The sequence below is a fragment of the Phenylobacterium sp. genome (genome assembly GCF_965229015.1).
GTDB lineage: Bacteria > Pseudomonadota > Alphaproteobacteria > Caulobacterales > Caulobacteraceae > Phenylobacterium.
The window spans coordinates 821,287-844,621 of record NZ_CBDDIM010000001.1 but is presented as its reverse complement, the minus strand read 5'-3'; the positions used below and the strand labels follow the sequence as shown (position 1 = coordinate 844,621).

Below are 23,335 nucleotides of genomic sequence, written 5' to 3'. Positions count from 1 at the left end.
GATACAGCCCAGGCCGGACGATGCAAACCGCCCAGGCGGAGCGCGCTCATTCCCCCTCGCCCTTGAGCTTCTTGAGCGCGGCGAAGGGCGAAAGGTCGGTGGTGTCCGGCTGGTAGTCGAAGGTCGCCCCGGGCTTACGGGGAAAGGGATCCATCTCCAGGGCCAGGTGCTCGATGAGGTAGGCCGAAAGGTCGATCTCCTCGTCGGCCAGGACGTCCGGCGGATCGGGGTCGTCGGGGTCGAACTCCAGTTCGACGGTGGCGGCCTCCGACTCAGCCGGGGCGTTGGGGCTGCCGGCCGGGACGACGCGGAACTCGATGTCGGCGCTCAGGGCCTGCTCGAAGGGCTCCAGGCTGACCCCGCAGATCTGCTCCACCACGGCGTCGAACTGGCCGAGGATTTCGGCGCCGTCCAGCCAGGGATGGACCGTGATGTCGGCGGTCAGGGCCGGCAGGCTCTCCAGCCCCACCTCCTTGGCGATCAGGGCGCGGGTCTCGGCGTCGGGCTCCAGGCGCAGCTTCACCGGACCCTTGGACAGCTCGCCCAGGCGAATCGTCTGTCTCCAGGCGCGTTTCATGCGGGGCTCCAGACGGCGTCGCCGGCCAAAAGGGCCTCCAGGGGCTGGGCCGCCAGGGCGGCGCGCTGGGCGATCACATAGTCGGCCAGCCGTGGCAGGGCCGCCGAATCGGTCCCGGCGTAGACGGTGCGGATCAGCAGGGCGTTCAGGGCGGCGGTGTCGGGCAGCGATTCGAAGGCGGTCTCGTAGGACTTCACCCGGCCGTAGAAGGCCTCCCCCAGCTTGCGCATCTTCTTGCCCACCGACAGGTCGCCAACCCCCATCTCGCGCAGGGCGTCGTCCAGGGAGGCGACATAGGTGTCGAACAGGGCCTGGGAGGTGTCGCTGGCCTGCGGCCCCTGGCGGCGCAGGCGATCCAGCAGCAGGAAGACGTGCAGGGTGTAGATCTCGAAGCGTCCCTCCACCGTGTCGGGGGCGCCCAGCACCTCGTACAGGGCCGGCGTCCGGGCCTGGGTCACCACGCCGGCATAGAGGGCGCGACCCGCGGTGAGGGTCGGCTTGGGGCGGAACAAACGGTCCAGAAGCATCTTGGCCTCGATTTCGCCCGAAGGGGCCTTTAAGGGCGGCATTGCAGTAAGGGGCCGCGAGCGATAGGTCAAAGCCCAGGAAAATTGAACGGGTGTGGTCCGCACATGTTTCGCAGTGTCGCTTTCGCCGCTATCGCCGCCGGCCTCATGGCCACGGCCGGTTGCGCGCCGATCACCACCTACTCCGGATTCCAGGCGATCGACGCCAATCCGAAGGACGTCAAGGTAGGGACCGACACCAAGTCGATGGTCCGCGGGCGGCTGGGGTCGCCCTCGGCCACCTCGACCTTCGACCCGAACGTCTGGTTCTATATCGACCAGGTCAAGGAGACCGTGGCCTTCCGCATGCCGAAGACCACGCGGCGCGACGTGACCGCCATCGCCTTCAACAAGGACACCGAGGTGGTGGAGAGCGTCAACCAGTACAGCCTGAAGGACGGCAAGGTCATCGCCTTCAACGGCCGTGAGACCCCGACCCGGGGCCGCGAGCTGACCATCTTCGAACAGCTGATCGGCACCGTCGGCCGCGGCACCATGCTGCCCAACCAGGACGACGGCGTCCCCGGCAACCGCCCGGGCGACCGCCGCTAGACGAGCCGCCGCATCGCACGAAAAACGCCCCGGAGATCGCTCTCCGGGGCGTCGTTCGTTTCGGCTGGAGGGTCGGCTTAGCCGACCACCCCGTGGGCCAGGACCGCCAGCAGCAGCAGAGCCACGATGTTGGTGATCTTGATCATCGGGTTCACGGCGGGACCCGCCGTGTCCTTGTAGGGGTCGCCGACGGTGTCGCCGGTCACCGCGGCCTTGTGGGCCTCGGAGCCCTTGCCGCCGTAGTGGCCTTCCTCGATCAGCTTCTTGGCGTTGTCCCAGGCGCCGCCGCCCGAGGTCATCGAGATGGCCACGAACAGGCCCGTCACGATCACGCCCATCAGCATGGCGCCGAGGGAGGCGAAGGCGTCGACCTTGCCGGCGATGGCCTTGATCACGAAGAACAGGACGATCGGCGAGAAGACCGGCAGCAGGGAGGGCACGATCATCTCCTTGATCGCGGCCTTGGTCAGGATGTCCACGGCGCGGCCGTATTCCGGCTTCACCTCCCCGGTCATGATGCCGGGGTTCTCACGGAACTGACGGCGGACCTCTTCCACCACCGACTCGGCGGCGCGGCCCACGGCGGTCATGGACATGCCGCCGAACAGGAAGGGCAGCAGCCCCCCGAACAGCAGGCCGACCACGACGTAGGGGTTGGACAGGTCGAAGGCCACAGCGCCCAGGCCGTCGAAGAACGAGCCCGGCTCGGCGTTGGCCGCGAAGTACTTCAGGTCCTCGGTATAGGCCGCGAACAGCACCAGGGCGCCGAGACCGGCCGAACCGATCGCATAGCCCTTGGTGACCGCCTTGGTGGTGTTGCCGACGGCGTCCAGGGCGTCGGTGGTGACGCGGACTTCCGGCGGCAGGCCCGCCATCTCGGCGATGCCGCCGGCGTTGTCGGTGACCGGACCGAAGGCGTCCAGGGCGACGATGAAGCCCGCCAGGGACAGCATGGCCGTGGTGGCGATGGCGATGCCGAACAGGCCCGCCAGGCCGTAGGTGACGATGATGCCGACGATGATCACCATGGCCGGGGCCGCGGTGGACTCAAGGCTCATGGCCAGGCCCTGGATCACGTTGGTGCCGTGGCCGGAGACGCTGGCCTTGGCCACCGACTTCACCGGGCGGAAGCCGGTGCCGGTGTAGTACTCGGTGATCACCACGATCAGGGCGGTGACCACCAGGCCGGCGATGCCGCAGTAGAACAGCTCCTGCGGACCGAAGGTCTTGTCGCCCACCGTCAGGGTGGCCGGGACCAGCTTGTTGATGACCCACCAGATGGCGCCGACCGACAGGACGCCGGTGACGATGAGGCCCTGATAGAGGGCGCCCATGATGTTCTGGGACTTGCCCAGGCGCACGGCGAAGGTGCCGATGATCGAGGTGACGATGCAGACGCCGCAGATGGCCAGCGGCAGCAGCATCATGTTGGTGACCACCTCCACGTTGTCGCGGAAGAAGATGGCGGCCAGGACCATGGTGGCGACCGTGGTCACCGCGTAGGTCTCGAACAGGTCGGCGGCCATGCCGGCGCAGTCGCCGACATTGTCGCCCACGTTGTCGGCGATGGTCGCGGCGTTGCGCGGGTCATCTTCCGGAATGCCGGCCTCGACCTTGCCCACCATGTCGCCGCCGACGTCGGCGCCCTTGGTGAAGATCCCGCCGCCGAGGCGGGCGAAGATCGAGATCAGCGAGGCGCCGAAGCCCAGGGCGACCATGGAGTCGACCACGTCGCGGCTGGTGTTCTCCAGGCCCAGGGGACCGGTGAGCACCGCGTAGTAGCCCGCCACGCCGATCAGGGCGAAGCCGGCCACCAGCATGCCGGTGATGGCGCCGGAGCGGAACGCCAGGGACAGGCCCTTGGCCAGGCCTTCCGAGGCCGCCTGGGCGGTGCGGACGTTGGCGCGGACCGAGATGAGCATGCCCACGAAGCCGGCGGCGCCCGACAGGATGGCGCCGGTGGCGAAGCCGATGGCGGCCAGCGGACCGATCAGCAGATAGGCGGCGATCAGGACCACCACGCCGACCATGGCGATGGCGGTGTATTGGCGGCGCAGATAGGCCTGCGCGCCCTCCTGGATCGCCGCGGCGATTTCCTGCATGCGGGCGTTGCCGGGCGAGGCCCGCATCAACGATGCTGTCTGGACGATGCCGTAGAGCACGGCCAGGAAGCCGGCGGCGATCACCAGCTCAAGCGTTAAACTCATAATCTGAAAGCCCCTTTTGCGATTGCGCGGAGGGGGGACGACGGCAGCCTAAGGCGCGCCCGTCGGTATGTTCCCGGCCCCATGGTGTTTCCCCAGTTGGAGCGCCTTTAGGCGACGCTCCTTATTTAAGACCGTGAAAGTGCCAAAACTGCTGCGCCGAAGCAACGGCGCGTTGGAATTGGCCGCTCAGGGCTGGATTTCGGTCCGCGCGCCCCAGGTCTTGGGGTCCGGCAGGCCGGTGCGTTTCTTGGGGGATTGCGAGACGACGATGACGCCCTTGACGTCCTTGGCCCCGCCGATGGCGATGGCTTCCCGCAGCAGGCTGGCCTTCAGCTTGGCCTCGTCGATCTTGGTGTAGTCGCTGTCCAGGGTGAAGGGCGTGCGATGTCCGGCGCGCACCAGGGCGTCACGGAAATAGGGCTCCCGCGTGCGCAGCTTGCCGGTGTTGGCCAGGGTCGAGAGCTGGACCCGCACCGAGACGAAGACGTAGTTCACCAGGACGCCGCGGGCGACCACCGGCAGGGCCACGGGCGCCAGGTCGACATACTGGCCGACATCGGGCTTGCCCTCGCCCTCCTTGGGCTTTTCCGACGCCCGGGCGGACCCGGCGAACAGGCCCAGGGCGGCGGCGGCGAGGAGGGCGCGGCGAAGCATGGGCCCACCTTCGCGCAATATGGTTTCCGGAAGCTTGCGGGCGCCTCAGCCGTGGCGCCAGCCGCCGGGCCCGGCCTCGAGCACCGCCCCGCCGGCTCGGACCTCGACCCCCTCGCCGTCCGTCACCTCGCCGATCACGGTGAGGCCCAGCAGGGCTGGCTGATCCGCCGGCGCGGTGCAGACGATCTCGTAGTCGTCGCCGCCGGTGGCCAGCCGCAGGCGGGCGGCGGCAGGGTCGGACTGGGTCGCCAGCCAGGCCCGCGCCGGGCCCGACAGCGGCATGCGGTCCAGATCGATGCGCATGCCCACGCCGCTGGCCTTGGCGATATGGCCGGCGTCGGCGATCAGCCCGTCGGAGACGTCGGCCGCGGCGCTGGCATAGGCCCGCAGCACCTCGCGCAGGTCCAGCCGGGGCGTCGGCAGGCGATGGCCCTCGGGCAGCCAGCGGCGGTCCAGCTCGCCCCAACCGGGGCCCCAGTCCAGCCAGCCGTCGCCGATCGGGCCGCTCACCAGCACCAGGTCCCCAGGCCTGGCGCCCGCCCGGCGGATCATCTTCCCCGCCGGGACCCAGCCCAGCAGGGTCATGCAGACCGTCAGCGGCCCGGGGGTGGAGACGGTGTCGCCCCCCAGCAGGATGACCCCGAAGGCCCGGCCATCCTCGTCCAGGCCGCGGGCGAAGGCCTGTCGCTGCTCCCAGCCGAAGTCGGCGGGCCAGGCGGTCATCAGCAGATAGCCGTGCGGCTCCGCCCCCTTGGCGGCGAGATCGGAGAGATTGGCCCGCATCAGCCGCCGCGCGATGATGTCGGGCGGGTCGTCGGGTTGGAAATGCACCCCGGCCACCAGGGCGTCCTTGGTGACCACCAGGTCGAAGCCCGGCCGCGAGGGAATGACGGCGGCGTCGTCCAGCAGATCGAAGGCCTCCGCCGCCCCGCGGGTCAGGGGGCGGAACAGCCGGGCGATCTGCTCGAATTCATCCGGCGCGGACATCCTGCGCCACCTTGTCGAGGGCGCCGTTGACGAAGCCCGGCTCGGGCCCTTCGAAGAAGGACTTGGCCAGTTCGACATACTCGTCGATCACCACCTCGACCGGCACGTCGCCGCGGTGGGAAAGCTCGTAGGCGCCCGAACGCAGGATGGCGCGCACCGTGGCGTCCAGCCGGTCCAGCTTCCAGCCGGCGGCCAGGCGCCTGACCACGGCGGCGTCGATCTCGCGCTGGCTCTCCACCACGCCGCGCACCAGCTCGGCGAAGAAGGCCTCGTCGGCGGCGGCCAGGGGGTCGCCCTCCCCGTCGCCCTCGATGCCGCGATCGAAGCGGTGATCGGTGAACTCGCGGATCACCGCCTCCACCCCGACCCCGGAGACTTCCATCTGGTAAAGCGCCTGGACGGCGGCCAGGCGCGCCACCGAGCGGGCCTGCTTGGGCTTGCTCATCGGGCCTGCCCGCCCATCAGCTGGCTCTTCAGGGAGATCATGGTGAGGGCGGCGCGGGCCGCGCCGCCGCCCTTGTCGCCCTCACTGATCTTGGCGCGCGCCCAGGCCTGCGCCTCGTCCTCGACGGTGAGGATGCCGTTACCGATCGCCAGACGCTTGCCGATCGTCAGGTCCATGATTCCGCGGGCTGACTCGTTGGAGACGATCTCGAAGTGATAGGTCTCACCGCGGATCACCGTGCCAAGGGCGACATAGCCGTCGTAGCGAACGCCTGTGGCGCCGCCCTCTTCGGCGAGGGCGATGGCCCCCGGGATCTCCAGAGCGCCAGGCACGGTCACCACATCATATTCCGCACCTTGCGAGGTGATGGCGTCGGCGGCGCCCTGCAGCAGGGCGTCGGCCAGGTCGGAATAGAAGCGCGCCTCGACGATGAGGATGCGGATTTTGTCTTCGAGCATGGGTTCTTTCCGGAGCGCGGCCGAGTTGGCCGCTCCCTTTAGGCTGTTTCTCGCCAGCGGGCGAGATACCGGGCCAGCATGTCGATCTCTAGATTGACCCGGGAGCCCACTTCCAGGGTTCCGAGCGTGGTCACGTCCCAGGTGTGGGGGATCAGATTCACCCCGAAGACGTCGTCCTCCACCTCGTTCACGGTGAGCGAAACGCCCTCGACGGTGATGGAGCCCTTGGGCGCGATGAAGCGATGCAGGGGCCGGGGAACGCGGACCTTCACCCGGTGGCTGCCGCCTTCGCTCTCGATGGAGACCACCTCGCCAATCCCGTCGACATGACCCGAGACGATGTGGCCGCCGAGTTCGTCGCCCACCCGGGCGGCGCGCTCCAGATTGACCGGGCGGCCTTCCTTCCAGTCCGACAGGGTGGTGAGGGACAGCGTCTCGCCGGAGACCTCGACGGCGAACCAGCCGTCGGCCTTCTCGACAACGGTCAGGCAGCAGCCGTCATGGCTGATGGAGGCGCCGATCTCGACGGTGGAGAGATCGAGTTTCGTCTCGATCTCAAGTCTGAGGTCGCGGTTGGTTTCGCGGACGGCGCGGACGCGGCCCACATCGGTGACGATGCCGGTGAACATTCAGATCCTCTCGTAGCGTTCCCACACATCGGGACCCAGCACGTGAAGATCAACCCGCTTAAGCTTCGGCGCGTCGGAAAGCGCCTGGATGGCCAGGGCGCCGATCCCCGGCCGCCCCTCCCCGCCGATGATGATGGGGGCTCGGAACCACTCCAGGGCGTCCACCAGGCCGCAGCGCAGGAAGCTGGCGGCCACATGCCCCCCGCCCTCGACGAACAGGCGGCTCAGCCCCTCGGCGGCCAGGGCGCGGACCACGTCGTGCAGTTCGGGCCGCTCGTCGCCCACGGCATGGACCCGCAGGACGCGGACGCCGGCCTCGGTCAGGCGCGCTTCCGGCGGCGTGGTGGCGATCAGATAGGTCGGGATCTCGCGGGCCGTGGCCACCAGCTTGCAGCCGTCGGCCAGACGCTGGCGGCTGTCGAGCACTACCCGGGCGGGATGGGGGCCGTCATAGCCCGGCAGGCGGACGGTCAGTTCCGGGTCGTCGGCCAGGGCCGTCTCGACGCCGACCACGACCGCGTCATGCTCGGCGCGCAGGCGGTGGACCGTTTCACGCGACTGCGACCCGGTGATCCAGCGGCTCTCGCCGGTGGCGGTGGCGATGCGGCCGTCCAGCGAGGTGGCGAGCTTGAGGGTGACCGGCACGGATCAGGTCTCGTCGTCGACCTGTTCGCTCAGGCCCTCTTCCCCCAGGAAGGTGGCGAACTCGCCGGCCTCGCGGAAGTCGCGATAGACCGAGGCGTAGCGGACATAGGCCACGTCATCGAGGGCCTTGAGCTGCTTCATCACCATCTCACCCACGGCGGAGGACGGCAGCTCGGTCTCGCCCATGCTCTCGAGCTGGCGCACGATGGTGGAGATCATCTTCTCGATCCGCTCGGTCTCGATGGGCCGCTTGCGGGTGGCGATGGCGATGGAGCGCGCCAGCTTGTCGCGTTCGAAGGGCGTGCGCCGGCCCGACCGCTTCAGGATGGTCAGCTCGCGAAGCTGCACCCGCTCGAAGGTGGTGAAGCGGCCCCCGCATTCGGGACACAGCCGGCGGCGCCGGATGGCCGCGCCGTCTTCCGACGGGCGGCTGTCCTTCACCTGGCTTTCGAGATGACCGCAGAACGGGCAGCGCATGATCTAGCCCTTCCGGCCAATCCAACCCCTATTAGAGGGATTAGCTGTAGATCGGGAAGCGTTTCGTCAAGGTCAGGACCTCGGCCTTCACCTTGGCTTCAATGGCGGAATTGTCGCCGCCGGCTGCGACGCCATCCAGAACCTCACCGATCCAGGTCCCCACCTGGCGGAATTCAGCGGGCCCGAAGCCCCGCGTCGTGCCGGCCGGGGTGCCGACCCGCAGGCCCGAGGTCTGCATCGGAGGAAGCGGATCGAAGGGGATGCCGTTCTTGTTGGTGGTGATGCCGGCCCGCTCAAGGGCGATCTCGGCGTCGGCGCCGGAGACGTTCTTGGGCGTCAGGTCCACCAGCATCAGGTGGCTGTCGGTGCCGCCGGAGACGATCTTGAAGCCGGCGATCTGCAGGCTCTCGGCCAGGGCCCGGGCGTTGTCGACCACCTGGCGGGCGTAGAGCTTGAACTCCGGACGCAGGGCCTCGCCGAAGGCCACGGCCTTGCCGGCGATGACGTGCATCAGGGGCCCGCCCTGCAGGCCGGGGAAGACCGCGGAGTCGATCTTCTTGGCCCACTTCTTGGAGTTGGTGAGGATCATGCCGCCGCGGGGGCCGCGCAGGGTCTTGTGGGTGGTGGTGGTGACGATGTGGGCGTGGGGGAACGGGTTGGGATAGGCGCCCCCGGCCACCAGGCCGGCATAGTGGGCGATGTCCACCATCAGCAGGGCGTCCACGCTGTCGGCGATCTCGCGGAACCGGGCGAAGTCGATGGCCCGCGAATAGGCCGAGCCCCCGGCGATGATCACCTTGGGCTTCTCGGCCAGGGCCACCTCGGCGGCCTGGTCGTAGTCGATCAGGTGGTCCTGCTGGCGCACCGCGTAGGCCACGGGGCGGAACCACTTGCCCGACTGGTTGACGCTCTTGCCGTGGGTCAGGTGCCCGCCCGCGGCCAGGTCCATGCCCATGAAGGTGTCGCCGGGGCTCATGGTGGCCATGAACACCGCCTGGTTGGCCTGGCTGCCCGAGTGGGGCTGCACATTGGCGTATTCGCAGCCGAACAGCTGCTTGGCCCGGTCGATGGCGATCTGCTCGACCTCATCCACCACCTCGCAGCCGCCGTAGTAGCGTTTGCCCGGATAGCCCTCGGCGTACTTGTTGGTCAGGACCGAGCCCTGGGCCTGCAGGACGGCGCGGGAGACGATGTTCTCCGACGCGATCAGCTCGATCTGATCCTGCTGGCGCTTCAGCTCCCGGGTCAGGACGCTGGAGACGTCCGGATCGCTCTCGGCGACCGGGGCGGTGAAGAAGGCGTCGATGAAATTGGCGGCTTGGGCGGTCATGGGTGGGCCTTTCGGGAATCTGGGGAGGACGGGCCTGGGCGGCTCTTTAGCGCCTTGGGCGCTGGGGACCAAATGCTGGGAACAAAGTCGGACAGAGGACGTTGTCGCCTCACCGGAGGTGCACGAGCGATCCTGCCCCTGACGGAACAGCTCGGTTTGTACCCAGGGGGCGCGTGATGAGTATCGAGAGGGAAACCGATGAGGGGGCGGGCGAGGAAGTGTTGTCCCTGGCCACCGACATCGTCTCGGCCTTTGTCAGCCGCAACAGCGTGGCGCAGAGTGACCTGCCCGACCTGATCCGTTCGGTGCACCAGGCCCTCTCGGGTCTTGGCCACGCGGCCGTCGCCCTGCCCGAGGAGCGGCCGAAACCCGCGGTTCCCATCAGCAAGTCGGTGCAGCACGACTTCATCGTCTGCCTGGAAGACGGCAAGAAGCTGAAGATGCTCAAGCGCTATCTGCGCTCGCGCTTCGACCTGAGCCCGGATGACTATCGTCGTCGGTGGGGTTTGCCGCCGGACTATCCGATGGTGGCGCCGGCCTATGCGGCGCGGCGCTCGGACTTCGCAAAGCAGATCGGCCTGGGCCGGGGCGTGCGGCGGCGGAGTTGAGGTGGGCGGTCTGGCCGCCCGATCGTTCAGATGAAAAGCGAAGTTGAGGCTTCTCCGAAGCGGTGAGGACCGCTTCGGTATGCGCTCTCAGGGGGAAATTCGCAAGCCGCGCCCCTCACGGCCTGGGCCCCGCCCGCACGGCCGCCGGGACCAGGGCCTCGATCTTCCCGGGCGCCAGGCGCCCCTCCCGGACCATGCGGTCGAGGAAGGTCACGTAGTCCTGGCCTGACTCCAGGAACTTCTCCTGCTTCATCAGCACGTAGATCGCCGCGGCCATGACGTGCAGGCCATCGTCAGCGGCGCGCCAGCGCTCGCCGGCGTCCCCGCCCTTGAAGGCAAAGCCGATCCTCTCGTTGATCACCTGGTCCAGGGCCTGGGTGGAGTCCTCGTCGAACAGGCCCTCGATGGTGTTGTAGCCAAAGGAGGCGTTGTGTCCCTGGAACCGCGCCTGGACGAAGGGATCGGCCCGCGCCACCGCGATGGCCGCCAGCACCCGCGGGTCCTTGGAGTCGAAGGGCGGATGCAGCATCTCGTGCACCGAGGTCCCGCCGACGATCGAGAGCACCCGGTCCTTGGGATAGGTGGGATCGGTCAGGAAGCGGTCGCCGGTGACCCGGATGCCGTGCGGGCGGCAGTAGCGGGCGGCCACCACCTGGATCTCCCCGCTGTCGAGCCTGCGGCCGAGCACCTGCTCCACCAGGGGCATGACGTCGGTCTGCTCCAACTTCGGGGCGATCTCGGCCAGGGCGGCCTTCACCGGCCCCTCGGCGTCGGCGCGCCAATAGGCGGGGAAGTCGATGTCGCGATACCAACGCAGCACCGTCAGAATATCGGGCCGCAGGGCCTCGAATCGCGCCCAGGCCGTGTCGTCCCAGAAGCGGCTGGCCTGCAGCCGCGCCTTCATGGCGGCGGGGTGCTCGGCGGCGGCGATCAGCTCGGGCAGGGTGTCGGCCTCGGCTGCGGAGAAGGTCAGGGCCAGCCAGGCCGAGGCGATGTCGCCCTCGGCCTTGGACCGGGCCGTGATGGCCTTGAAGGCCGCGCGGGCCTGCGGGGTCAGCTTCGCGCCGAGTTCGTCATGCTGCTTCTGATAGTAGGGCACGTAGAAGGGATCGTCGGCCATGACGCCGGCCAGGCAGAGGGCGTCAAAGGTCACCGAGGGCGTGAACTTCCACTGGGTGTGCTGGGCGGCCTGGGCTTGACCGCTGATGAGGGCGGCGCCGAGGGCGAAGCCGAGAAGGGTGCGTTTCATGCCCGCATCCTCCCCTGCCCCGGCGCGGCGATCTTGAACGGGATTAGCGCGCGGCGCGCCGATAGGCCGAGGGTGACAGGCCGCTGAAGGCCCGGAACTCCCGGCTCATATGGGCCTGATCGGCATAGCCATGATCGAGGGCCAGGCCGGACAGCGGCTCTGTCCCCAGGCGCAGGTCCAGGCACAGGCCGATGAGCCGGCGGCGGCGGCGGTAGGCGCCCAGGCTCATTCCCATCCGCGCCCGGAAGGTGCGCGCCAGGTGGTTCGGATGGCGTTGAGCGACGGCCGCCAGCGAGCCCAGGCTCCAGTCGGCGGCGGGCGCATCGTCGAGGGCCTGCAGCACCCGCCCGATGCCCGTCGGATCGTCGGCGACCCGCGGCCGGGTCAGGAGGTCCAGCACCTCGGCCTTCAGGCTGGCGCCGGCGAGCCGGTCCCCCTGCCCGCCCTTGGCGACCTCGGCGGCAAGCTCTTCGATGGCGCGCGCCATGTCCGGCCCGGCGGCTCTCGCCAGGGAATCCGGCGCACTCTCGATGTGAAGGTTCAGGCAGAGCGCGCCGCGCGGCCCGAAGGCGTCGGCATGACGCTGGCCGGCGGGATGGACGATGACCTGGCCCGCCGACCGTTGCGCCTCGCCGCGCGGGTCCTGTTCGCGGAACCCCCCGGCCAGCACGGCGCAGACATAGGCGCTGGCGTGCTCGTGCATCGGCAGGGCGTGGTCGGGGCTGTGGCGGCTGAGGGTCACCCCGGCCACGGGGCCGCAGGCGACCTCGCCATAGGTTTCACCGGCGAGAAGCGATGTCATGGCGCGAGCCTAGCCCGCGCCCCAACCGGCTTCCGAGTGAATTCGCGGTTAGGCCGCGTAGCCGCCGACGCGCTTGATGTTGCAGTGGGCCCACAGCATCTCGAGCGTCCTGGCCAGGTCGTCCATCATGGCGTCGGTGTGGGCCGGCGACGGGGTGAAGCGCAGGCGCTCGGTCCCGCGGGGCACGGTGGGATAGTTGATGGGCTGGACATAGACCCCGTGCTCTTCGAGCAGGATGTCGCTGATCATCTTGCAGTGGTGGGGGTCGCCCACCAGCACCGGGACGATGTGGCTCTCCGAGGGCATGACCGGCAGGCCGGCCTTGGCCAGCTTGGCCTTCAGGGCCGCGGCGCGCTCCTGGTGGGCCACGCGGACCTCGTTGTGATCCTTCAGATAGCGGATCGAGGCCACGGCCCCGGCGGCGAGCGCCGGCGGGATCGAGGTGGTGAAGATGAAGCCGTCGGCGAAGGAGCGGATGGCGTCGACGATCACCGCGTCGGCGGCGATGTAGCCGCCCATCACCCCGAAGCCCTTGGCCAGGGTGCCCTCGATGATGTCGATCTGGTCCATGACGCCGTCGCGCTCGGCCACGCCGGCGCCGCGGGGACCGTACATGCCCACCGCATGGACCTCGTCCAGATAGGTCATGGCGTTGTACTTCTTGGCCAGCGCCACCATCGCCCGCATGTCGGTGATGTCGCCGTCCATGGAATAGACGCTCTCGAAGGCGATCAGCTTGGGGGTCTGCGGCGGGACCTGCGCCAGCAGCTCTTCCAGATGGGCCAGGTCGTTGTGGCGGAACACCCTGCGCTGCTCGCGCTTGCCGGCCCGGATGCCGGAGATCATCGAGTTGTGGTTCAGCTCGTCGGAGAACATCACCAGACCCGGCAGGATCTTGTAGAGGGTCGACAGCGAAGCCTCGTTGGACACATAGCCCGAGGTGAACAGCAGGGCGGCTTCCTTGCCGTGCAGGTCGGCCAGCTCGGCCTCCAGCTCGACATGGTAGTGCGTCGTGCCCGAGATATTGCGGGTGCCGCCCGAGCCCGCCCCGGCCTCGTCGATGGCCTGGTGCATGGCGTCCAGCACCACCGGGTTCTGGCCCTGGCCCAGATAGTCGTTGGAACACCAGACCACGACCTCCGAAGAGGTCCCGTCCTCACGCGTCCAGGTCGCCTTCGGGAACTGACCGCGATGACGCTTCAGGTCGGCGAAGACCCGATAACGTCCCTCGGCATGAATCTGCTCGAGAGCGGTGCGAAACGCGGCCTTGTAATCCATCGACTGAATTCCGGTCGCGCGTTCGACGATCTCGCGCCGCAACCGGTCCCCTTAGCTTCGCCGGGCTTATCGCGCCGCCCGGACCTGTTGTCTACAATCCGTCATGTCGCAATCGCGCACATTTCGTGAGCGTCCGCGCAGGTTTCGTGAAGCGTCACCGTAGGTTCCCCTACGGCATTCGCCCGCGGAACATCTCCAGGATGGCCGAGAAGTCCTTTCCCCCGCCCCCAAGCCGGTCGAACAGGGCGTAGAGCCCCTCGGCCTGGGCGCCCAGGGGAGCGGCCGCGCCGGCCTTGGCGGCGGCCTCCTGGGCCAGCTTCAGGTCCTTGAGCATCATGGCCGTGGCGAAGCCGCCCTCGTAGTCGCGATTCGACGGGGCCGCGGGCACCTGTCCGGGCCAGGGGCTGTAGTTGGACAGCGACCAGCACTGGCCGGAGGACTTTGTGGCGATCTCGAAGAAGCGGTCGGCGTCCAGGCCGAGTTTCTCGGCCAGGGCGAAGGCCTCGCACACCCCGATCATCGAGATCCCCAGCACCATGTTGTTGCAGATCTTGGCCGCCTGCCCCGCCCCGTGATCGCCGGCCCGGATGACCGCGCGGGCCATGGGATCCAGCGCCCCCTCGACGGCGGCGAAATCGCCCTCGTCGCAGCCCACCATGAAGGCCAGGGTCCCGCCCTCGGCCGCCGCCGTGCCGCCGGACACCGGGGCGTCGGCGAACCGGAACCCCTGGGCCTTGGCCTCGGCCGCCACCGCCCGGGCGCTCTCCACGTCGATGGTGGAGCAGTCGATCAGCAGGGCGCTCTTGGGCGCCTTGGACAGGATCTCACCGGCATAGACCGCCCGGACGTGGGGTCCGGCCGGCAGCATGGTGATCACCACCTCGGCGTCGGCCACCGCCTCCCCCGCCGAGCCGGCCGTGCGGCAACCCGCCGCCACGGCCTTCTCCAGCGCCTGGGCCGACAGGTCGAAGGCCGCCACGGCGTGGCCCGCCTTCGCCTGGTTGGCGGCCATGCCGCCGCCCATGTTTCCCAGACCGATGAACGCGATCCGCGTCATGGGCGCGACACTCCTCTAACGACTCGAACGGCCCTATTTGGGCTTGCGGAACTTGTAGATGAACTGGTCGGTGTGGCCGCGCAGGGTGGGGTCGAAGACCATCTTGGTGTGGTCGTCAGTGGTGTTGCGCAGGACGGTGCTTTCGCCCTCGTACTTGAAGCCGGCCGCGGCCAGCTCGCTCTTGACGATGGCCGGGTCGATCCGGTGCAGCTTGTCGGCGGTGTCGAGGGGCGCGCCGTCGGCGGCGACATGGTCGAGGACGATATAGACCCCGCCCGGCTTCAGGGCCGCGAACACCGCCTTGTTCACCTTGGCCACGTCCAGGTTGAAGCGGGCCAGGTGCAGGTCGTGATAGTTCTGCGAGGTCCAGATCACGTCGGCCTGGGTCGGCAGGGCCAGGGTCTCGAAGCTCGCCTGCACCACCTTGATGTTCCCATAGGCCGGGTCGGCGGCCACCGCGAGGATCGGGTTGGGCTTGGCGTCCGGAGCGGGCGTGGCCGGCGGGGCGTTGATCACCGCATAGACCACGCCCTTGGGCCCCACCGCCTTGGCGAAGATGCGGGTGAAGTAGCCGCCGCCAGGCAGGAAGTCGGCCACAGTCTGGCCGGGCTTGATCCCGGCGAATTCGAGCATTTCGGCGGGCTTGCGGTCGGCGTCGCGCTTGGTGTCGGCCTCGGGCCGCGCCTTGTCGGCCACGGCGGCGACCACGGCGGGGGACGGCGCGGCCTGGGCGACGCCCGTCGAAAGCGCCAGCACCGCCACGGCGGCCAGCATCAGGTTACGTCTCATCGGTTTCCTCCGAAGGTTGTTCGTCGAGATAGCATTCGGCGCTCGCCGTCGTCTCGTTACAGTCCAGTTAGGGGCGACCAGGCCTCGTCGGAAGGCAGGGGGGCGAAGATACCGTCCAGCATGGCCTCGGTGACGCCCTCCAGGGTGGCGGGGTTCCACTTGGGGGCGTTGTCCTTCTCGACGATCACCGCCCGCACGCCCTCGATGAAGTCGTGGCGCCGCACCACCCGGGCGCCGATCCGGTATTCCATCTCCATGTTCTGCGCGAAATTCCCGGCCTTGGCCCCGAGGGCCAGTTGCCGGAAGGCGACCTTCAGGGTCTGGGGCGACTTGGTGGCGAGGACCTTGAGCTGTTCGACGGCCCAGTCGGTCCCGGCGGCCTCCAGGGCCGCGACGATGGCCTCGACGCTCTCCAGGCCGAAGATGTGGTCGATCTCGTCCTGGTGCTGGGCCAGGGGCGGGCGGCCGGCGTCGCCCTCGAACTGGGTCAGCAGGGTCTCCACCGCCGCCGGATCGGCCAGCAGGGCGGTCTTGAACGCCTCCACCTCCCCGCTCGGGATGAAGTCGGTGGCGATCCCCACCAGCTCGCAGTCGGCCGCCTTCAGCCGCGCCCCGGTGAGCGCCAGCCACAGGCCGATGTGGCCCGGCATGCGCGGCAGGAACCAGCCGCCGCCCACATCCGGGAACAGGCCGATGCCAGTCTCGGGCATGGCGAAGGTCGTGCGCTCGGTGGCCACCCGGTATTGCGAGGGCGCGGCCAGGCCGACCCCGCCGCCCATGGTCACCCCGTCCATGATCGCCACCACCGGCTTGCGGTAGGAGAACAGCAGGTGGTTGAGGCGGTACTCCTTGAAGAAGAACTCGCGCGCCGCCTTGCCGTCGGCCGCGCCGCTCTCGGCCAGCATGCGGATGTCGCCGCCGGCGCAGAAGCCGCGCTCGCCGGAATGATCCAGCAGCACCAGATCCACGCCCGGATCGTCCCGCCATGCCAGCAGGGCCTCGGTGAGCAGTTCGCACATGTTGGTGGTGAGGGCGTGCAGCGCCTGGGGACGGTTGAGCGTCAGGCGCCCGACGCGGCCCTCGATGCGGACCAGGACTTCACTCATTGGCGCAGCAGCTCCCGGGCGATGATCACCCGCATGATCTCGTTGGTGCCTTCCAGGATCTGGTGGACCCGCAGGTCCCGCACGATCCGCTCCAGCGGGTAGTCTTTAAGATAGCCGTAGCCACCATGCAGTTGCAGGGCCTGGTTGGCGACCTCGAACCCGGCGTCCGTCGCGAAACGCTTGGCCATGGCGCAGTACTGGGTGGCCTTGGGATCGCGGGCGTCCAGGGCCGCGGCGGCCCGGCGCACCATCAGGCGGGCGGCGTCAAGCTCGGTGGCCATGTCCGCCAGCCGGAACTGCAGGGCCTGGAAGTCGGCCAGGGCCTGGCCGAACTGCTTGCGGGTCTGGAGATAGTCCTTGGCCGTATCCAGGGCGAACTGGGCGCCTCCCAGGGAGCAGGAGGCGATGTTGATCCGCCCCCCGTCCAGACCGGCCATGGCGAAGCGGAAGCCCTCCCCCTCTCCGCCCAGGCGGTTGGCCTCCGGCACGCGGACCCCGTCCAGGTTCACCTGGGCTGTGGGCTGGGCGTTCCAGCCCATCTTGCGCTCCTGGGCCCCGAAGGAGACCCCCGGCTGGTCCTTCTCGACGACGAAGGCCGAGACCCCCTTGGCGCCCGCCGCGCCGGTGCGGGCCATGACCAGGTAGATGTCGGAGGTCCCCGCCCCGGAGATGAAGGCCTTGGAGCCGGTCAGGACGTAGTGGTCGCCGTCCTTCTTGGCCGTCGTCGCGAGCGCGGCGGCGTCAGATCCCGAGCTCGGCTCGGTCAGGCAGTAGGAGGCGATCAGCGCCATGCTGGTCAGCTTCGGCAGGTAACGCTGGCGCAGGTCGTCGGAGCCGAACCGGTCGATCATCCACGAGACCATGTTGTGGATCGACAGGAAGGCCGCGGTCGGCACGTCGCCATAGCTGAGCTGTTCGAAGACGATGGAGGCGTCCAGCCGGCTGAGCGCCGAGCCGCCCACGTCCTCCTGGACATAGAGGCCGGCGAAGCCGAGGCCCGCGGCCTTGCGCAGCACGTCGACCGGGAAGTGCTTGTCCTCGTCCCAGCGGGCCGAGTGGGGCGACAGCTCCTCGGCGGCGAAGACGCGGGCGGCGTCCTCGATGGCGCGCTGATCGTCGGTGAGGGTGAAATCCATGGGGGCCTCGAAGCGGTTGGCTTGAGGAACTCGCTCCGCTGGCGCAACCTGTCAACGAGCGGGAGTCGCGGGCATGACGGAACACCTGGGCGGGCGTGACCCGGAGGCGGCGCGAAATCTGGCGCTGATCAACTACGGTCTGCTGTTCGCCTCGATCTTCTTCGCCGGGGTTCCGGCCCTGATCGCGGTGATCATCGCCTATTCGCAGCGCGACGAGTCTCCGCCCTCGGTCCGCTCCCACCACGACTTCCAGATCAAGATCTTCTGGGTGGCCTTCGCCCTGACCATGGCCGCCGGCGCCTGCGGCCTGGGGGCTTTGATCAGCGGGGTGGGCGAGCTGATGGAGTTCACCCGGGTCAACGGCTGGGACGGCTTCTCCACCATCAATATCGACCTGTCGCGCCTGGCCATCGATGGCCGGATCGTCGCCCTGCTGGTGGCCGCGGTGGTCCTGTCCCTGCTGGCCGGGGTCTGGCTGATCGCCGCCCCGGCCATCGGTTTTATCCGCCTGGTCTCGGCGCGAGGGATTGGCCTGACCTCGCCCGCGGCCTAAACACCCCGGCCATGACCAACACCCATCTCGCCGCCTACCCCGCCCTGCGCCTGCGCCGCCTGCGTCAGGCCGACTGGATCCGACGCCTGGTGCGCGAGAGCGTGCTCACCCCGGCCGACCTGATCTGGTCCATGGTGGTGCACGAGGGCGAGGGCGAGATCCCGGTGGGCTCCATGCCCGGCGTGGCGCGCCTGTCGGTCAAGGAGGCCGCCAAGGCCGCCGTCGAGGCCCGCCGGCTGGGCATTCCGGCCATCGCCGTCTTCCCCCACATCGACGGCGCCAAGAAGGACGCCGCCGGCACGCTCGCCCATGACCCCAACGGCCTGGTGGCCACCGCGGTCAAGGCCATGAAGGACGCCGCCCCCGAGGTCGGGATCCTGTGCGACGTGGCTCTGGACCCCTTCACCGACCACGGCCACGACGGCCTGATCGAGAACGGCAAGATCCTCAACGACCCCACGATCGAGACCCTCATCCGGCAGGGGATCATGCAGGCCGAGGCCGGCGCCGACATCCTGGCGCCCTCGGACATGATGGACGGCCGCTGCGGCGCCTTAAGAGGCGCCCTGGAAAGCGCGGGACTCCAGGACGTTATGATCATGTCCTATGCCGCCAAGTACGCCTCGGCCTTCTACGGCCCGTACCGCGAGGCCATCGGCTCGGGCAAGCTCGGGACCGGCTCGGTGGACAACCCCGGCGACAAGAAGACCTACCAGATGGACTTCGCCAATTCCGACGAGGCCCTGCGCGAGGTCGCCCTCGACATCGCCGAGGGCGCCGACATGGTCATGGTCAAGCCGGGCATGCCCTATCTGGATATCGTCCAGCGGGTGGTGGAGACCTTCGCCATGCCCACCTTCGCCTTCCAGGTCTCCGGCGAGTACGCGATGATCAAGGCCGCCACCCAGAACGGCTGGCTGGACGAGGAGCGCGCCATTCTGGAGAGCCTGGGCGGCTTCAAGCGCGCCGGAGCGGCTGGGGTCATCACCTATTTCGCCCCGGTCGCGGCCCGGCTGCTGGGGGCGTGAGCCAGATCTCCATCGTGGCGGCCCTGATCCGCGACGATCAGGGTCTGTTGCTCACCGTCCGCAAGCAGGGGACCAGCGCCTTCATGCTGCCCGGCGGCAAGCGCGATCCCGGGGAGGACGACCTCACCGCCCTGGCCCGCGAACTCGCCGAAGAACTGGGCTGCGTCCTGGTGGATAGCCGCGCGCTCGGCGTCTTCACCGCGCCGGCCGCCAACGAGCCCGACACCCGGGTCGAGGGCGCCATCTATCACGCCACGGTCACCGGCCCCATCGCGGCCCAGGCCGAGATCGCCGAGCTGCTCTGGATCGATCCCGCCGCCCCGCCCGCCGTGCGCCTCGCGCCGCTGCTGGAAACCCAGGTCCTTCCCCGGCTATCCTAGACGCCCGCATCCTGGAGACGATCATGCCGAAGTCCCTGATCCGCACCGCCCTCGCCGCCGGCCTCCTGGCGCTCACGATGGCCGCCTCGGCCTCCGCCAGTTCCGACGACGCCTGGGCGGAGTTCCAGAAGGAGGTCGCCACCCGCTGCAAGGCGGCGGCGACCAAGGACTCCGGCGTCAAGACCTGGGTGGTCTCGGTCTCGGCGTTCGGCAGCCAAAGCTACGGCATGGCGGTCCTGACCGGCAAGGCGCAGGGCGGCGTTCCCGTGAAGTACGCCTGTGTCATGAACAAGCAGACCAAGGCCACCGAGGTCGCCGGCGGCGAGCCCTCCGGCTGGGCGAGCCGCTAGAGCCTTTTAGGGTCAGATGAAATCATCTGACCCGCTCAAAAAGGCTCTGAATCCAAAAAGAGAGAGCGCGTCGGACGGGTTAGCCGGCTTCCACCTAACCCTGACGCGCTCTAGACTTCGGAGACGAAGTAGCGGCTGTCGCCACCGTGGTCCGGCAGGGTGATCATGCCCTCGAACCTCAGGCCGATCTTCTCCAGCACCCGGATCGAGCCGTCGTTGTCCGGCTTGGTGATGGCCACGATGCGCCCCAGGCCCAGGGTCCTGCGCCCATAGTCCAGCACCGCCGCCCCGGCCTCCGAGGCGTAGCCACGCCCTGAGAACCGCGCCAGGAAGGCGTAGCCGATGTCGGGGTCCTCCAGGACGTCGCGCTTGATCAGGCCGCAGATGCCCACCGGCTCGCCGGTGGCCTTCAGGCCCACCCACCACAGGCCGAAGCCCTGCTTGGCGTAGCTCGCGGCCGGCCCGTCGATGACGTAGCGCTGGGCGTCCTCCAGGCTCCGGACCTCGCGGTCGCCGATGTTCTGCAGGAAGCCCGGCTCGTTGAGCAGTTCCAGGATGAAGGCGTCGTCGTCCGGCGTCAGGTGCCGCAGGAACAGCCGATCCGTCTCCAGAACCATCACCGACACGCCACGCTCCTCCTCGCCGCCCTAGGGATGTCGGAATATACCGCCAAGTCGATTCCCACCGACAGAGCGAAGACGCGAACCCCATGGCAGACGACCGCACCCCGCCCGCCAGTGACGACCAGCTCCAGGAACGGATCCTCTCGACCTCCGGCACCATGGTGGGGGTCTGCGCCACCCTGATCGGGCTGGTGAAGGTGGTGGAGCGCGGCGGCGGGCTCAGCCATGTGGACGAGTACGCCGGCTGCGCGGCGGTGATCTTCGTGTTCAGCGCCTTTTTCGCCTATCTGGCCATCCGCGCGCCGCGCCGGGGCAAGATCCACGAGGCTTTCGGGGCCATCGCCGACCTGCTGTTCGTCGCCGGCCTGATCGCGCTGGCCGCAATCTCGGTGATGTTCGCCTATGACCTCATCTAGGACACGGGTTGAACCTGGACCGGGCGGCTGAAGAACAGGGCGAACTCCCCCTCCGACGGCGTGGCGTCATAGAGGGTGAGGTCCAGGCCGGTCAGGGCGAAGCCCAGGGCCTGATAGGCCGCGACGCCGGGCGGGTTGTGGTTGCTGGTCTCCAGCCAGACATGGCGGGCGCCGGCGGCCCGGGCGTGGTCCAGCACGGCGTCCATCAGCCGGCGGCCGAGGCCCTGCCCGCGCCGGCCCGCGTCCACATAGAAGTGCCAGAGCACCAGCCGCCGGTTCCAGGCCTGGAAGCCCACGGCGGCGAACCCGATGATCTGCCCCCCGTCGGCGGCCACCCAGGCGGTGTCCCAGGGACGTTCGGGATCGTCCAGGTCGTCGAGGGGGAACCGCTTGATGACGGTCTGCGGGGCGGAGCGCAGGACGATCCCCTGCGGTCCGGCGCTCGCCGCCAGCACGTTGGTGCTCTGCACGGCGGTGTCGATCGCCGCGATCCCCGCCGCGTCCTGCGGCAGGATCGCGGGCCGGATCAAGGTCACGGTTGTTCCAGTCTGGCCACCAGGCTGGAGGTGTCCCATCGCCGTCCGCCCATCGCCTGGATCTCGCCGTAGAAGCCGTCGATCAGGGCTGTGGCCTCAAGTGTCGCGCCGTTGGCCGCGGCCTCGTCCAGCACCAGGCCCAGGTCCTTGCGCATCCAGTCCACCGCGAAGCCGAAGTCGAACTTCCCCTCGGCCATGGTCTTCCAGCGATTGTCCATCTGCCAGGACTGGGCCGCGCCCTTGGAGATGGCCTCATAGACCTCCAGCGGATCGAGGCCCGCGCGCTTGGCGAAGTGCATGGCCTCGGCCAATCCCTGGACCAGGCCGGCGATGGCGATCTGGTTGACCATCTTGGTGACCTGGCCGGCGCCGGGCTCGCCCATCCGCCGCACGGCCTTGGCGAAGGCCGCGATCACCGGTTCGGCCCGGGCGTAGGCGGCCGCGTCGCCGCCGCACATGACGGTGAGCTGGCCGTTCTCGGCCCCGGCCTGGCCGCCGGACACCGGCGCATCGACGAAGAACCGGCCCTCGCGGCCCGCCAGCTGCGCCATCTCGCGGGCGACCTTGGCCGAGGTGGTGGTGTGGTCGACGATGATCCCGCCCGCCGCCATCGCCGGCAGGGCCTGGGTCACGACGCCGCGGACGTCGTCGTCATTGCCGACGCAGAGGAAGACGATCTCGGCGTCCCTCGCGGCCTCGGCGACGGTCGATCCCGCGCGGCCGCCGTGGCTGCCGACCCAGCGCGACGCCTTCTCCGGGCTGCGGTTGAAGACCGCCACCTCGTGGCCGGCCTTGGCCAGGTGCCCCGCCATGGGGAAGCCCATCACCCCCAAGCCCACGAATGCGACCTTCATGCCTCACGTCCTTCTCACAAACTCAACGCCATCTTAACGAGCCTCACCGCACCTTGCGCTGGAATCAGCGTTAACCGGGTTTGAATCATGGCTGTCGGCGAAGCCCCTATCCTGATCAAGAAAATCAAGAAGGGCGGCGGCCACGCTCACCATGGCGGCGCCTGGAAGGTGGCCTATGCGGACTTCGTGACCGCGATGATGGCCTTCTTCCTGTTGATGTGGCTGATCAACACCACCAGCCCCGAGCAGAAGCGCGGCATCGCCGACTATTTCGCCCCGGCCAGCGTCTCGGAGACCACCTCCGGCTCCGGCGGCATCCTGGGCGGCACGGCGCTCGGGGAAGACGGCGCCAAGAGCGCGGGCTCGATGTCGATCATCGAGGAGATGTCCCCGGAATCGAAGAACCCCGACGACGGCAAGAGCCAGGACGCGGCCAAGGCCGTCGACGCCGAGGCCTCCACCCAGGCCATGAAGGAGGCGCTGGAGAAGCGTGAGGAGGCCGCCTTCGCCTCGGCCGCCCAGTCCCTGCGCCAGTCGCTGCAGGACATGCCGGAACTGGCCGAGCTGTCGAAGAACATCATCATCGACCAGACCCCCGAGGGCCTGCGCATCCAGCTCGTCGACCAGGAGGGCCGCTCGCTGTTCAACGAAGGTCAGGTCCAGCCCAACGACCGCGCCAAGCTGCTGCTGCGGGCCGTCGCCAAGATCGTCAACCAGCTCCCCAACCGCATCAGCATCTCCGGCCACACCTCGGCCAGCATGAACGGGCGCAAGGCCGACACCGACTGGTCGCTGTCCTCCAGCCGCGCCGACGCCTCACGCCGGGTGCTGCAGGGATCCGGGGTGGACGCCGACCGCATCTACCAGGTCTCAGGCAAGGCCAATTCCGAGCCGCTGTACCCGGACGATCCCACCCTGCCCGGCAACCGCCGGATCGCCATCGTGCTGCTTCGCGAGGCGCCGGTCCTGCCGCCGGACCACGGGCTCTAGGCCGTGACGTTCGGAACACTTGCGCAACCCCACGGCATGACGCCTAATCGGGT

The 23,335-nt window shown here is 68.9% G+C and carries 29 protein-coding genes; 8 read left to right on the top strand and 21 right to left on the bottom strand.

Going from position 1 to position 23,335, the window contains the following annotated elements:
* Nucleotides 1-46 precede the first annotated feature (46 nt).
* Nucleotides 47-577, bottom strand: coding sequence for a YceD family protein (locus ACO06I_RS04200; RefSeq protein WP_421931357.1), 531 nt, complete (start codon nucleotides 575-577; stop codon nucleotides 47-49).
* The gene (locus tag ACO06I_RS04195) at nucleotides 574-1,104 is read right to left on the bottom strand and encodes a ubiquinol-cytochrome C chaperone family protein (protein ID WP_421931356.1); all 531 of its coding nucleotides are present in this window, start codon (nucleotides 1,102-1,104) and stop codon (nucleotides 574-576) included. The genes ACO06I_RS04200 and ACO06I_RS04195 overlap by 4 nt, the downstream gene beginning before the upstream one ends.
* A 105-nt stretch (nucleotides 1,105-1,209) precedes the next feature.
* Between ACO06I_RS04195 and ACO06I_RS04190 the strand changes: the two genes are divergently transcribed.
* Nucleotides 1,210-1,695: an outer membrane protein assembly factor BamE gene (locus ACO06I_RS04190; RefSeq protein ID WP_421931355.1), complete on the top strand. Its 486-nt coding sequence runs from the start codon at nucleotides 1,210-1,212 to the stop codon at nucleotides 1,693-1,695.
* A 77-nt stretch (nucleotides 1,696-1,772) separates the two neighbouring features.
* Here the strand turns inward: ACO06I_RS04190 and ACO06I_RS04185 are convergent, their stop codons facing one another.
* The 9 genes from ACO06I_RS04185 to glyA form a co-directional block, all read right to left on the bottom strand.
* On the bottom strand, nucleotides 1,773-3,902 hold the full coding sequence (locus ACO06I_RS04185) for a sodium-translocating pyrophosphatase (RefSeq protein ID WP_421931354.1): 2,130 nt from the start codon (nucleotides 3,900-3,902) through the stop codon (nucleotides 1,773-1,775).
* A 186-nt stretch (nucleotides 3,903-4,088) separates the two neighbouring features.
* Nucleotides 4,089-4,556 (bottom strand): hypothetical protein, encoded by a 468-nt coding sequence (locus ACO06I_RS04180; protein WP_421931353.1) that lies wholly within the window; start codon nucleotides 4,554-4,556, stop codon nucleotides 4,089-4,091.
* A 45-nt stretch (nucleotides 4,557-4,601) separates the two neighbouring features.
* A complete protein-coding gene (thiL, locus tag ACO06I_RS04175; protein WP_421931352.1) occupies nucleotides 4,602-5,543 on the bottom strand; it encodes a thiamine-phosphate kinase in 942 nt (313 codons plus the stop codon).
* A complete protein-coding gene (gene nusB / locus ACO06I_RS04170) occupies nucleotides 5,527-5,988 on the bottom strand; it encodes a transcription antitermination factor NusB (protein ID WP_421931351.1) in 462 nt (153 codons plus the stop codon). Before nusB ends, thiL begins: the two co-directional genes overlap by 17 nt.
* Nucleotides 5,985-6,446 (bottom strand): 6,7-dimethyl-8-ribityllumazine synthase, encoded by a 462-nt coding sequence (gene ribH / locus ACO06I_RS04165; protein ID WP_421931350.1) that lies wholly within the window; start codon nucleotides 6,444-6,446, stop codon nucleotides 5,985-5,987. The genes nusB and ribH overlap by 4 nt, the downstream gene beginning before the upstream one ends.
* 38 nt (nucleotides 6,447-6,484) lie before the next feature.
* Nucleotides 6,485-7,075 (bottom strand): riboflavin synthase, encoded by a 591-nt coding sequence (locus ACO06I_RS04160; RefSeq protein WP_421931349.1) that lies wholly within the window; start codon nucleotides 7,073-7,075, stop codon nucleotides 6,485-6,487.
* Entirely contained in the window at nucleotides 7,076-7,720 is a 645-nt protein-coding gene (locus tag ACO06I_RS04155; protein WP_421931348.1) for a RibD family protein, read from the bottom strand.
* A 3-nt stretch (nucleotides 7,721-7,723) separates the two neighbouring features.
* Entirely contained in the window at nucleotides 7,724-8,197 is a 474-nt protein-coding gene (gene nrdR / locus ACO06I_RS04150) for a transcriptional regulator NrdR (protein WP_421931347.1), read from the bottom strand.
* A gap of 40 nt (nucleotides 8,198-8,237) precedes the next feature.
* A complete protein-coding gene (gene glyA / locus ACO06I_RS04145; RefSeq protein WP_421931346.1) occupies nucleotides 8,238-9,527 on the bottom strand; it encodes a serine hydroxymethyltransferase in 1,290 nt (429 codons plus the stop codon).
* A 176-nt stretch (nucleotides 9,528-9,703) separates the two neighbouring features.
* Here glyA and ACO06I_RS04140 point away from each other — a divergent pair, with 176 nt between their 5' ends.
* Entirely contained in the window at nucleotides 9,704-10,135 is a 432-nt protein-coding gene (locus ACO06I_RS04140; RefSeq protein WP_421931345.1) for a MucR family transcriptional regulator, read from the top strand.
* Between the two features lie 115 nt (nucleotides 10,136-10,250).
* On the opposite strand, the gene ACO06I_RS04135 is transcribed toward ACO06I_RS04140, so the two are convergent.
* From ACO06I_RS04135 to ACO06I_RS04105, 7 genes are all read right to left on the bottom strand, one after another.
* Nucleotides 10,251-11,384 (bottom strand): hypothetical protein, encoded by a 1,134-nt coding sequence (locus tag ACO06I_RS04135; RefSeq protein ID WP_421931344.1) that lies wholly within the window; start codon nucleotides 11,382-11,384, stop codon nucleotides 10,251-10,253.
* Nucleotides 11,385-11,427: 43 nt separating this feature from the next.
* Entirely contained in the window at nucleotides 11,428-12,186 is a 759-nt protein-coding gene (locus ACO06I_RS04130) for a helix-turn-helix transcriptional regulator (protein ID WP_421931343.1), read from the bottom strand.
* Nucleotides 12,187-12,234: 48 nt separating this feature from the next.
* On the bottom strand, nucleotides 12,235-13,464 hold the full coding sequence (hemA, locus tag ACO06I_RS04125; RefSeq protein WP_421931342.1) for a 5-aminolevulinate synthase: 1,230 nt from the start codon (nucleotides 13,462-13,464) through the stop codon (nucleotides 12,235-12,237).
* Between the two features lie 169 nt (nucleotides 13,465-13,633).
* Nucleotides 13,634-14,521, bottom strand: coding sequence for a 3-hydroxyisobutyrate dehydrogenase (mmsB, locus tag ACO06I_RS04120; protein ID WP_421931341.1), 888 nt, complete (start codon nucleotides 14,519-14,521; stop codon nucleotides 13,634-13,636).
* Between the two features lie 33 nt (nucleotides 14,522-14,554).
* Complete coding sequence (locus ACO06I_RS04115; protein WP_421931340.1) at nucleotides 14,555-15,310, bottom strand: class I SAM-dependent methyltransferase; 756 nt, start codon at nucleotides 15,308-15,310, stop codon at nucleotides 14,555-14,557.
* 56 nt (nucleotides 15,311-15,366) lie between these two features.
* The gene (locus tag ACO06I_RS04110) at nucleotides 15,367-16,416 is read right to left on the bottom strand and encodes an enoyl-CoA hydratase/isomerase family protein (RefSeq protein ID WP_421931339.1); all 1,050 of its coding nucleotides are present in this window, start codon (nucleotides 16,414-16,416) and stop codon (nucleotides 15,367-15,369) included.
* Nucleotides 16,413-17,552 carry an acyl-CoA dehydrogenase family protein gene (locus tag ACO06I_RS04105; protein WP_421931338.1) on the bottom strand — a complete coding sequence of 380 codons (1,140 nt, stop codon included), beginning with the start codon at nucleotides 17,550-17,552 and terminating at the stop codon, nucleotides 16,413-16,415. Before ACO06I_RS04105 ends, ACO06I_RS04110 begins: the two co-directional genes overlap by 4 nt.
* A gap of 73 nt (nucleotides 17,553-17,625) precedes the next feature.
* Between ACO06I_RS04105 and ACO06I_RS04100 the strand changes: the two genes are divergently transcribed.
* The 4 genes from ACO06I_RS04100 to ACO06I_RS04085 are packed head-to-tail and all read left to right on the top strand — an operon-like array spanning nucleotide 17,626 to nucleotide 19,863.
* Nucleotides 17,626-18,105: a hypothetical protein gene (locus ACO06I_RS04100; RefSeq protein WP_421931337.1), complete on the top strand. Its 480-nt coding sequence runs from the start codon at nucleotides 17,626-17,628 to the stop codon at nucleotides 18,103-18,105.
* An 11-nt stretch (nucleotides 18,106-18,116) separates the two neighbouring features.
* Complete coding sequence (hemB, locus tag ACO06I_RS04095) at nucleotides 18,117-19,133, top strand: porphobilinogen synthase (RefSeq protein WP_421931336.1); 1,017 nt, start codon at nucleotides 18,117-18,119, stop codon at nucleotides 19,131-19,133.
* Complete coding sequence (locus ACO06I_RS04090; RefSeq protein ID WP_421931335.1) at nucleotides 19,130-19,513, top strand: NUDIX hydrolase; 384 nt, start codon at nucleotides 19,130-19,132, stop codon at nucleotides 19,511-19,513. Before hemB ends, ACO06I_RS04090 begins: the two co-directional genes overlap by 4 nt.
* A 23-nt stretch (nucleotides 19,514-19,536) precedes the next feature.
* The gene (locus ACO06I_RS04085; protein WP_421931334.1) at nucleotides 19,537-19,863 is read left to right on the top strand and encodes a hypothetical protein; all 327 of its coding nucleotides are present in this window, start codon (nucleotides 19,537-19,539) and stop codon (nucleotides 19,861-19,863) included.
* Nucleotides 19,864-19,973: 110 nt separating this feature from the next.
* Here ACO06I_RS04085 and ACO06I_RS04080 read toward each other — a convergent pair whose 3' ends face one another.
* Nucleotides 19,974-20,480 carry a GNAT family N-acetyltransferase gene (locus tag ACO06I_RS04080; RefSeq protein WP_421933594.1) on the bottom strand — a complete coding sequence of 169 codons (507 nt, stop codon included), beginning with the start codon at nucleotides 20,478-20,480 and terminating at the stop codon, nucleotides 19,974-19,976.
* 92 nt (nucleotides 20,481-20,572) lie between these two features.
* Between ACO06I_RS04080 and ACO06I_RS04075 the strand changes: the two genes are divergently transcribed.
* Nucleotides 20,573-20,902, top strand: a complete 330-nt coding sequence (locus tag ACO06I_RS04075; protein ID WP_421931333.1) for a hypothetical protein — start codon at nucleotides 20,573-20,575, stop codon at nucleotides 20,900-20,902.
* On the opposite strand, the gene ACO06I_RS04070 is transcribed toward ACO06I_RS04075, so the two are convergent.
* Both ACO06I_RS04070 and ACO06I_RS04065 read right to left on the bottom strand, forming a co-directional pair.
* The gene (locus tag ACO06I_RS04070; protein ID WP_421931332.1) at nucleotides 20,899-21,438 is read right to left on the bottom strand and encodes a GNAT family N-acetyltransferase; all 540 of its coding nucleotides are present in this window, start codon (nucleotides 21,436-21,438) and stop codon (nucleotides 20,899-20,901) included. The two genes, ACO06I_RS04075 and ACO06I_RS04070, sit on opposite strands and share 4 nt — an antisense overlap.
* A complete protein-coding gene (locus ACO06I_RS04065; protein ID WP_421931331.1) occupies nucleotides 21,435-22,292 on the bottom strand; it encodes an NAD(P)-dependent oxidoreductase in 858 nt (285 codons plus the stop codon). Before ACO06I_RS04065 ends, ACO06I_RS04070 begins: the two co-directional genes overlap by 4 nt.
* An 87-nt stretch (nucleotides 22,293-22,379) precedes the next feature.
* Here ACO06I_RS04065 and ACO06I_RS04060 point away from each other — a divergent pair, with 87 nt between their 5' ends.
* Nucleotides 22,380-23,282, top strand: a complete 903-nt coding sequence (locus ACO06I_RS04060; RefSeq protein ID WP_421931330.1) for a flagellar motor protein MotB — start codon at nucleotides 22,380-22,382, stop codon at nucleotides 23,280-23,282.
* The last annotated feature ends 53 nt before the right edge of the window (nucleotides 23,283-23,335 follow it).

What these genes read in the sequence shown, in the direction of transcription:
- ACO06I_RS04200 (WP_421931357.1), bottom strand. Translation starts at nt 577, where the DNA reads ATGAAACGCGCCTGGAGACAGACGATTCGCCTGGGCGAGCTGTCCAAG.
- ACO06I_RS04195 (WP_421931356.1), bottom strand. Translation starts at nt 1,104, where the DNA reads ATGCTTCTGGACCGTTTGTTCCGCCCCAAGCCGACCCTCACCGCGGGT.
- ACO06I_RS04190 (WP_421931355.1), top strand. Translation starts at nt 1,210, where the DNA reads ATGTTTCGCAGTGTCGCTTTCGCCGCTATCGCCGCCGGCCTCATGGCC.
- ACO06I_RS04185 (WP_421931354.1), bottom strand. Translation starts at nt 3,902, where the DNA reads ATGAGTTTAACGCTTGAGCTGGTGATCGCCGCCGGCTTCCTGGCCGTG.
- ACO06I_RS04180 (WP_421931353.1), bottom strand. Translation starts at nt 4,556, where the DNA reads ATGCTTCGCCGCGCCCTCCTCGCCGCCGCCGCCCTGGGCCTGTTCGCC.
- thiL (WP_421931352.1), bottom strand. Translation starts at nt 5,543, where the DNA reads ATGTCCGCGCCGGATGAATTCGAGCAGATCGCCCGGCTGTTCCGCCCC.
- nusB (WP_421931351.1), bottom strand. Translation starts at nt 5,988, where the DNA reads ATGAGCAAGCCCAAGCAGGCCCGCTCGGTGGCGCGCCTGGCCGCCGTC.
- ribH (WP_421931350.1), bottom strand. Translation starts at nt 6,446, where the DNA reads ATGCTCGAAGACAAAATCCGCATCCTCATCGTCGAGGCGCGCTTCTAT.
- ACO06I_RS04160 (WP_421931349.1), bottom strand. Translation starts at nt 7,075, where the DNA reads ATGTTCACCGGCATCGTCACCGATGTGGGCCGCGTCCGCGCCGTCCGC.
- nrdR (WP_421931347.1), bottom strand. Translation starts at nt 8,197, where the DNA reads ATGCGCTGCCCGTTCTGCGGTCATCTCGAAAGCCAGGTGAAGGACAGC.
- glyA (WP_421931346.1), bottom strand. Translation starts at nt 9,527, where the DNA reads ATGACCGCCCAAGCCGCCAATTTCATCGACGCCTTCTTCACCGCCCCG.
- ACO06I_RS04140 (WP_421931345.1), top strand. Translation starts at nt 9,704, where the DNA reads ATGAGTATCGAGAGGGAAACCGATGAGGGGGCGGGCGAGGAAGTGTTG.
- ACO06I_RS04135 (WP_421931344.1), bottom strand. Translation starts at nt 11,384, where the DNA reads ATGAAACGCACCCTTCTCGGCTTCGCCCTCGGCGCCGCCCTCATCAGC.
- ACO06I_RS04130 (WP_421931343.1), bottom strand. Translation starts at nt 12,186, where the DNA reads ATGACATCGCTTCTCGCCGGTGAAACCTATGGCGAGGTCGCCTGCGGC.
- hemA (WP_421931342.1), bottom strand. Translation starts at nt 13,464, where the DNA reads ATGGATTACAAGGCCGCGTTTCGCACCGCTCTCGAGCAGATTCATGCC.
- mmsB (WP_421931341.1), bottom strand. Translation starts at nt 14,521, where the DNA reads ATGACGCGGATCGCGTTCATCGGTCTGGGAAACATGGGCGGCGGCATG.
- ACO06I_RS04115 (WP_421931340.1), bottom strand. Translation starts at nt 15,310, where the DNA reads ATGAGACGTAACCTGATGCTGGCCGCCGTGGCGGTGCTGGCGCTTTCG.
- ACO06I_RS04110 (WP_421931339.1), bottom strand. Translation starts at nt 16,416, where the DNA reads ATGAGTGAAGTCCTGGTCCGCATCGAGGGCCGCGTCGGGCGCCTGACG.
- ACO06I_RS04105 (WP_421931338.1), bottom strand. Translation starts at nt 17,552, where the DNA reads ATGGATTTCACCCTCACCGACGATCAGCGCGCCATCGAGGACGCCGCC.
- ACO06I_RS04100 (WP_421931337.1), top strand. Translation starts at nt 17,626, where the DNA reads ATGACGGAACACCTGGGCGGGCGTGACCCGGAGGCGGCGCGAAATCTG.
- hemB (WP_421931336.1), top strand. Translation starts at nt 18,117, where the DNA reads ATGACCAACACCCATCTCGCCGCCTACCCCGCCCTGCGCCTGCGCCGC.
- ACO06I_RS04085 (WP_421931334.1), top strand. Translation starts at nt 19,537, where the DNA reads ATGCCGAAGTCCCTGATCCGCACCGCCCTCGCCGCCGGCCTCCTGGCG.
- ACO06I_RS04080 (WP_421933594.1), bottom strand. Translation starts at nt 20,480, where the DNA reads ATGGTTCTGGAGACGGATCGGCTGTTCCTGCGGCACCTGACGCCGGAC.
- ACO06I_RS04075 (WP_421931333.1), top strand. Translation starts at nt 20,573, where the DNA reads ATGGCAGACGACCGCACCCCGCCCGCCAGTGACGACCAGCTCCAGGAA.
- ACO06I_RS04065 (WP_421931331.1), bottom strand. Translation starts at nt 22,292, where the DNA reads ATGAAGGTCGCATTCGTGGGCTTGGGGGTGATGGGCTTCCCCATGGCG.
- ACO06I_RS04060 (WP_421931330.1), top strand. Translation starts at nt 22,380, where the DNA reads ATGGCTGTCGGCGAAGCCCCTATCCTGATCAAGAAAATCAAGAAGGGC.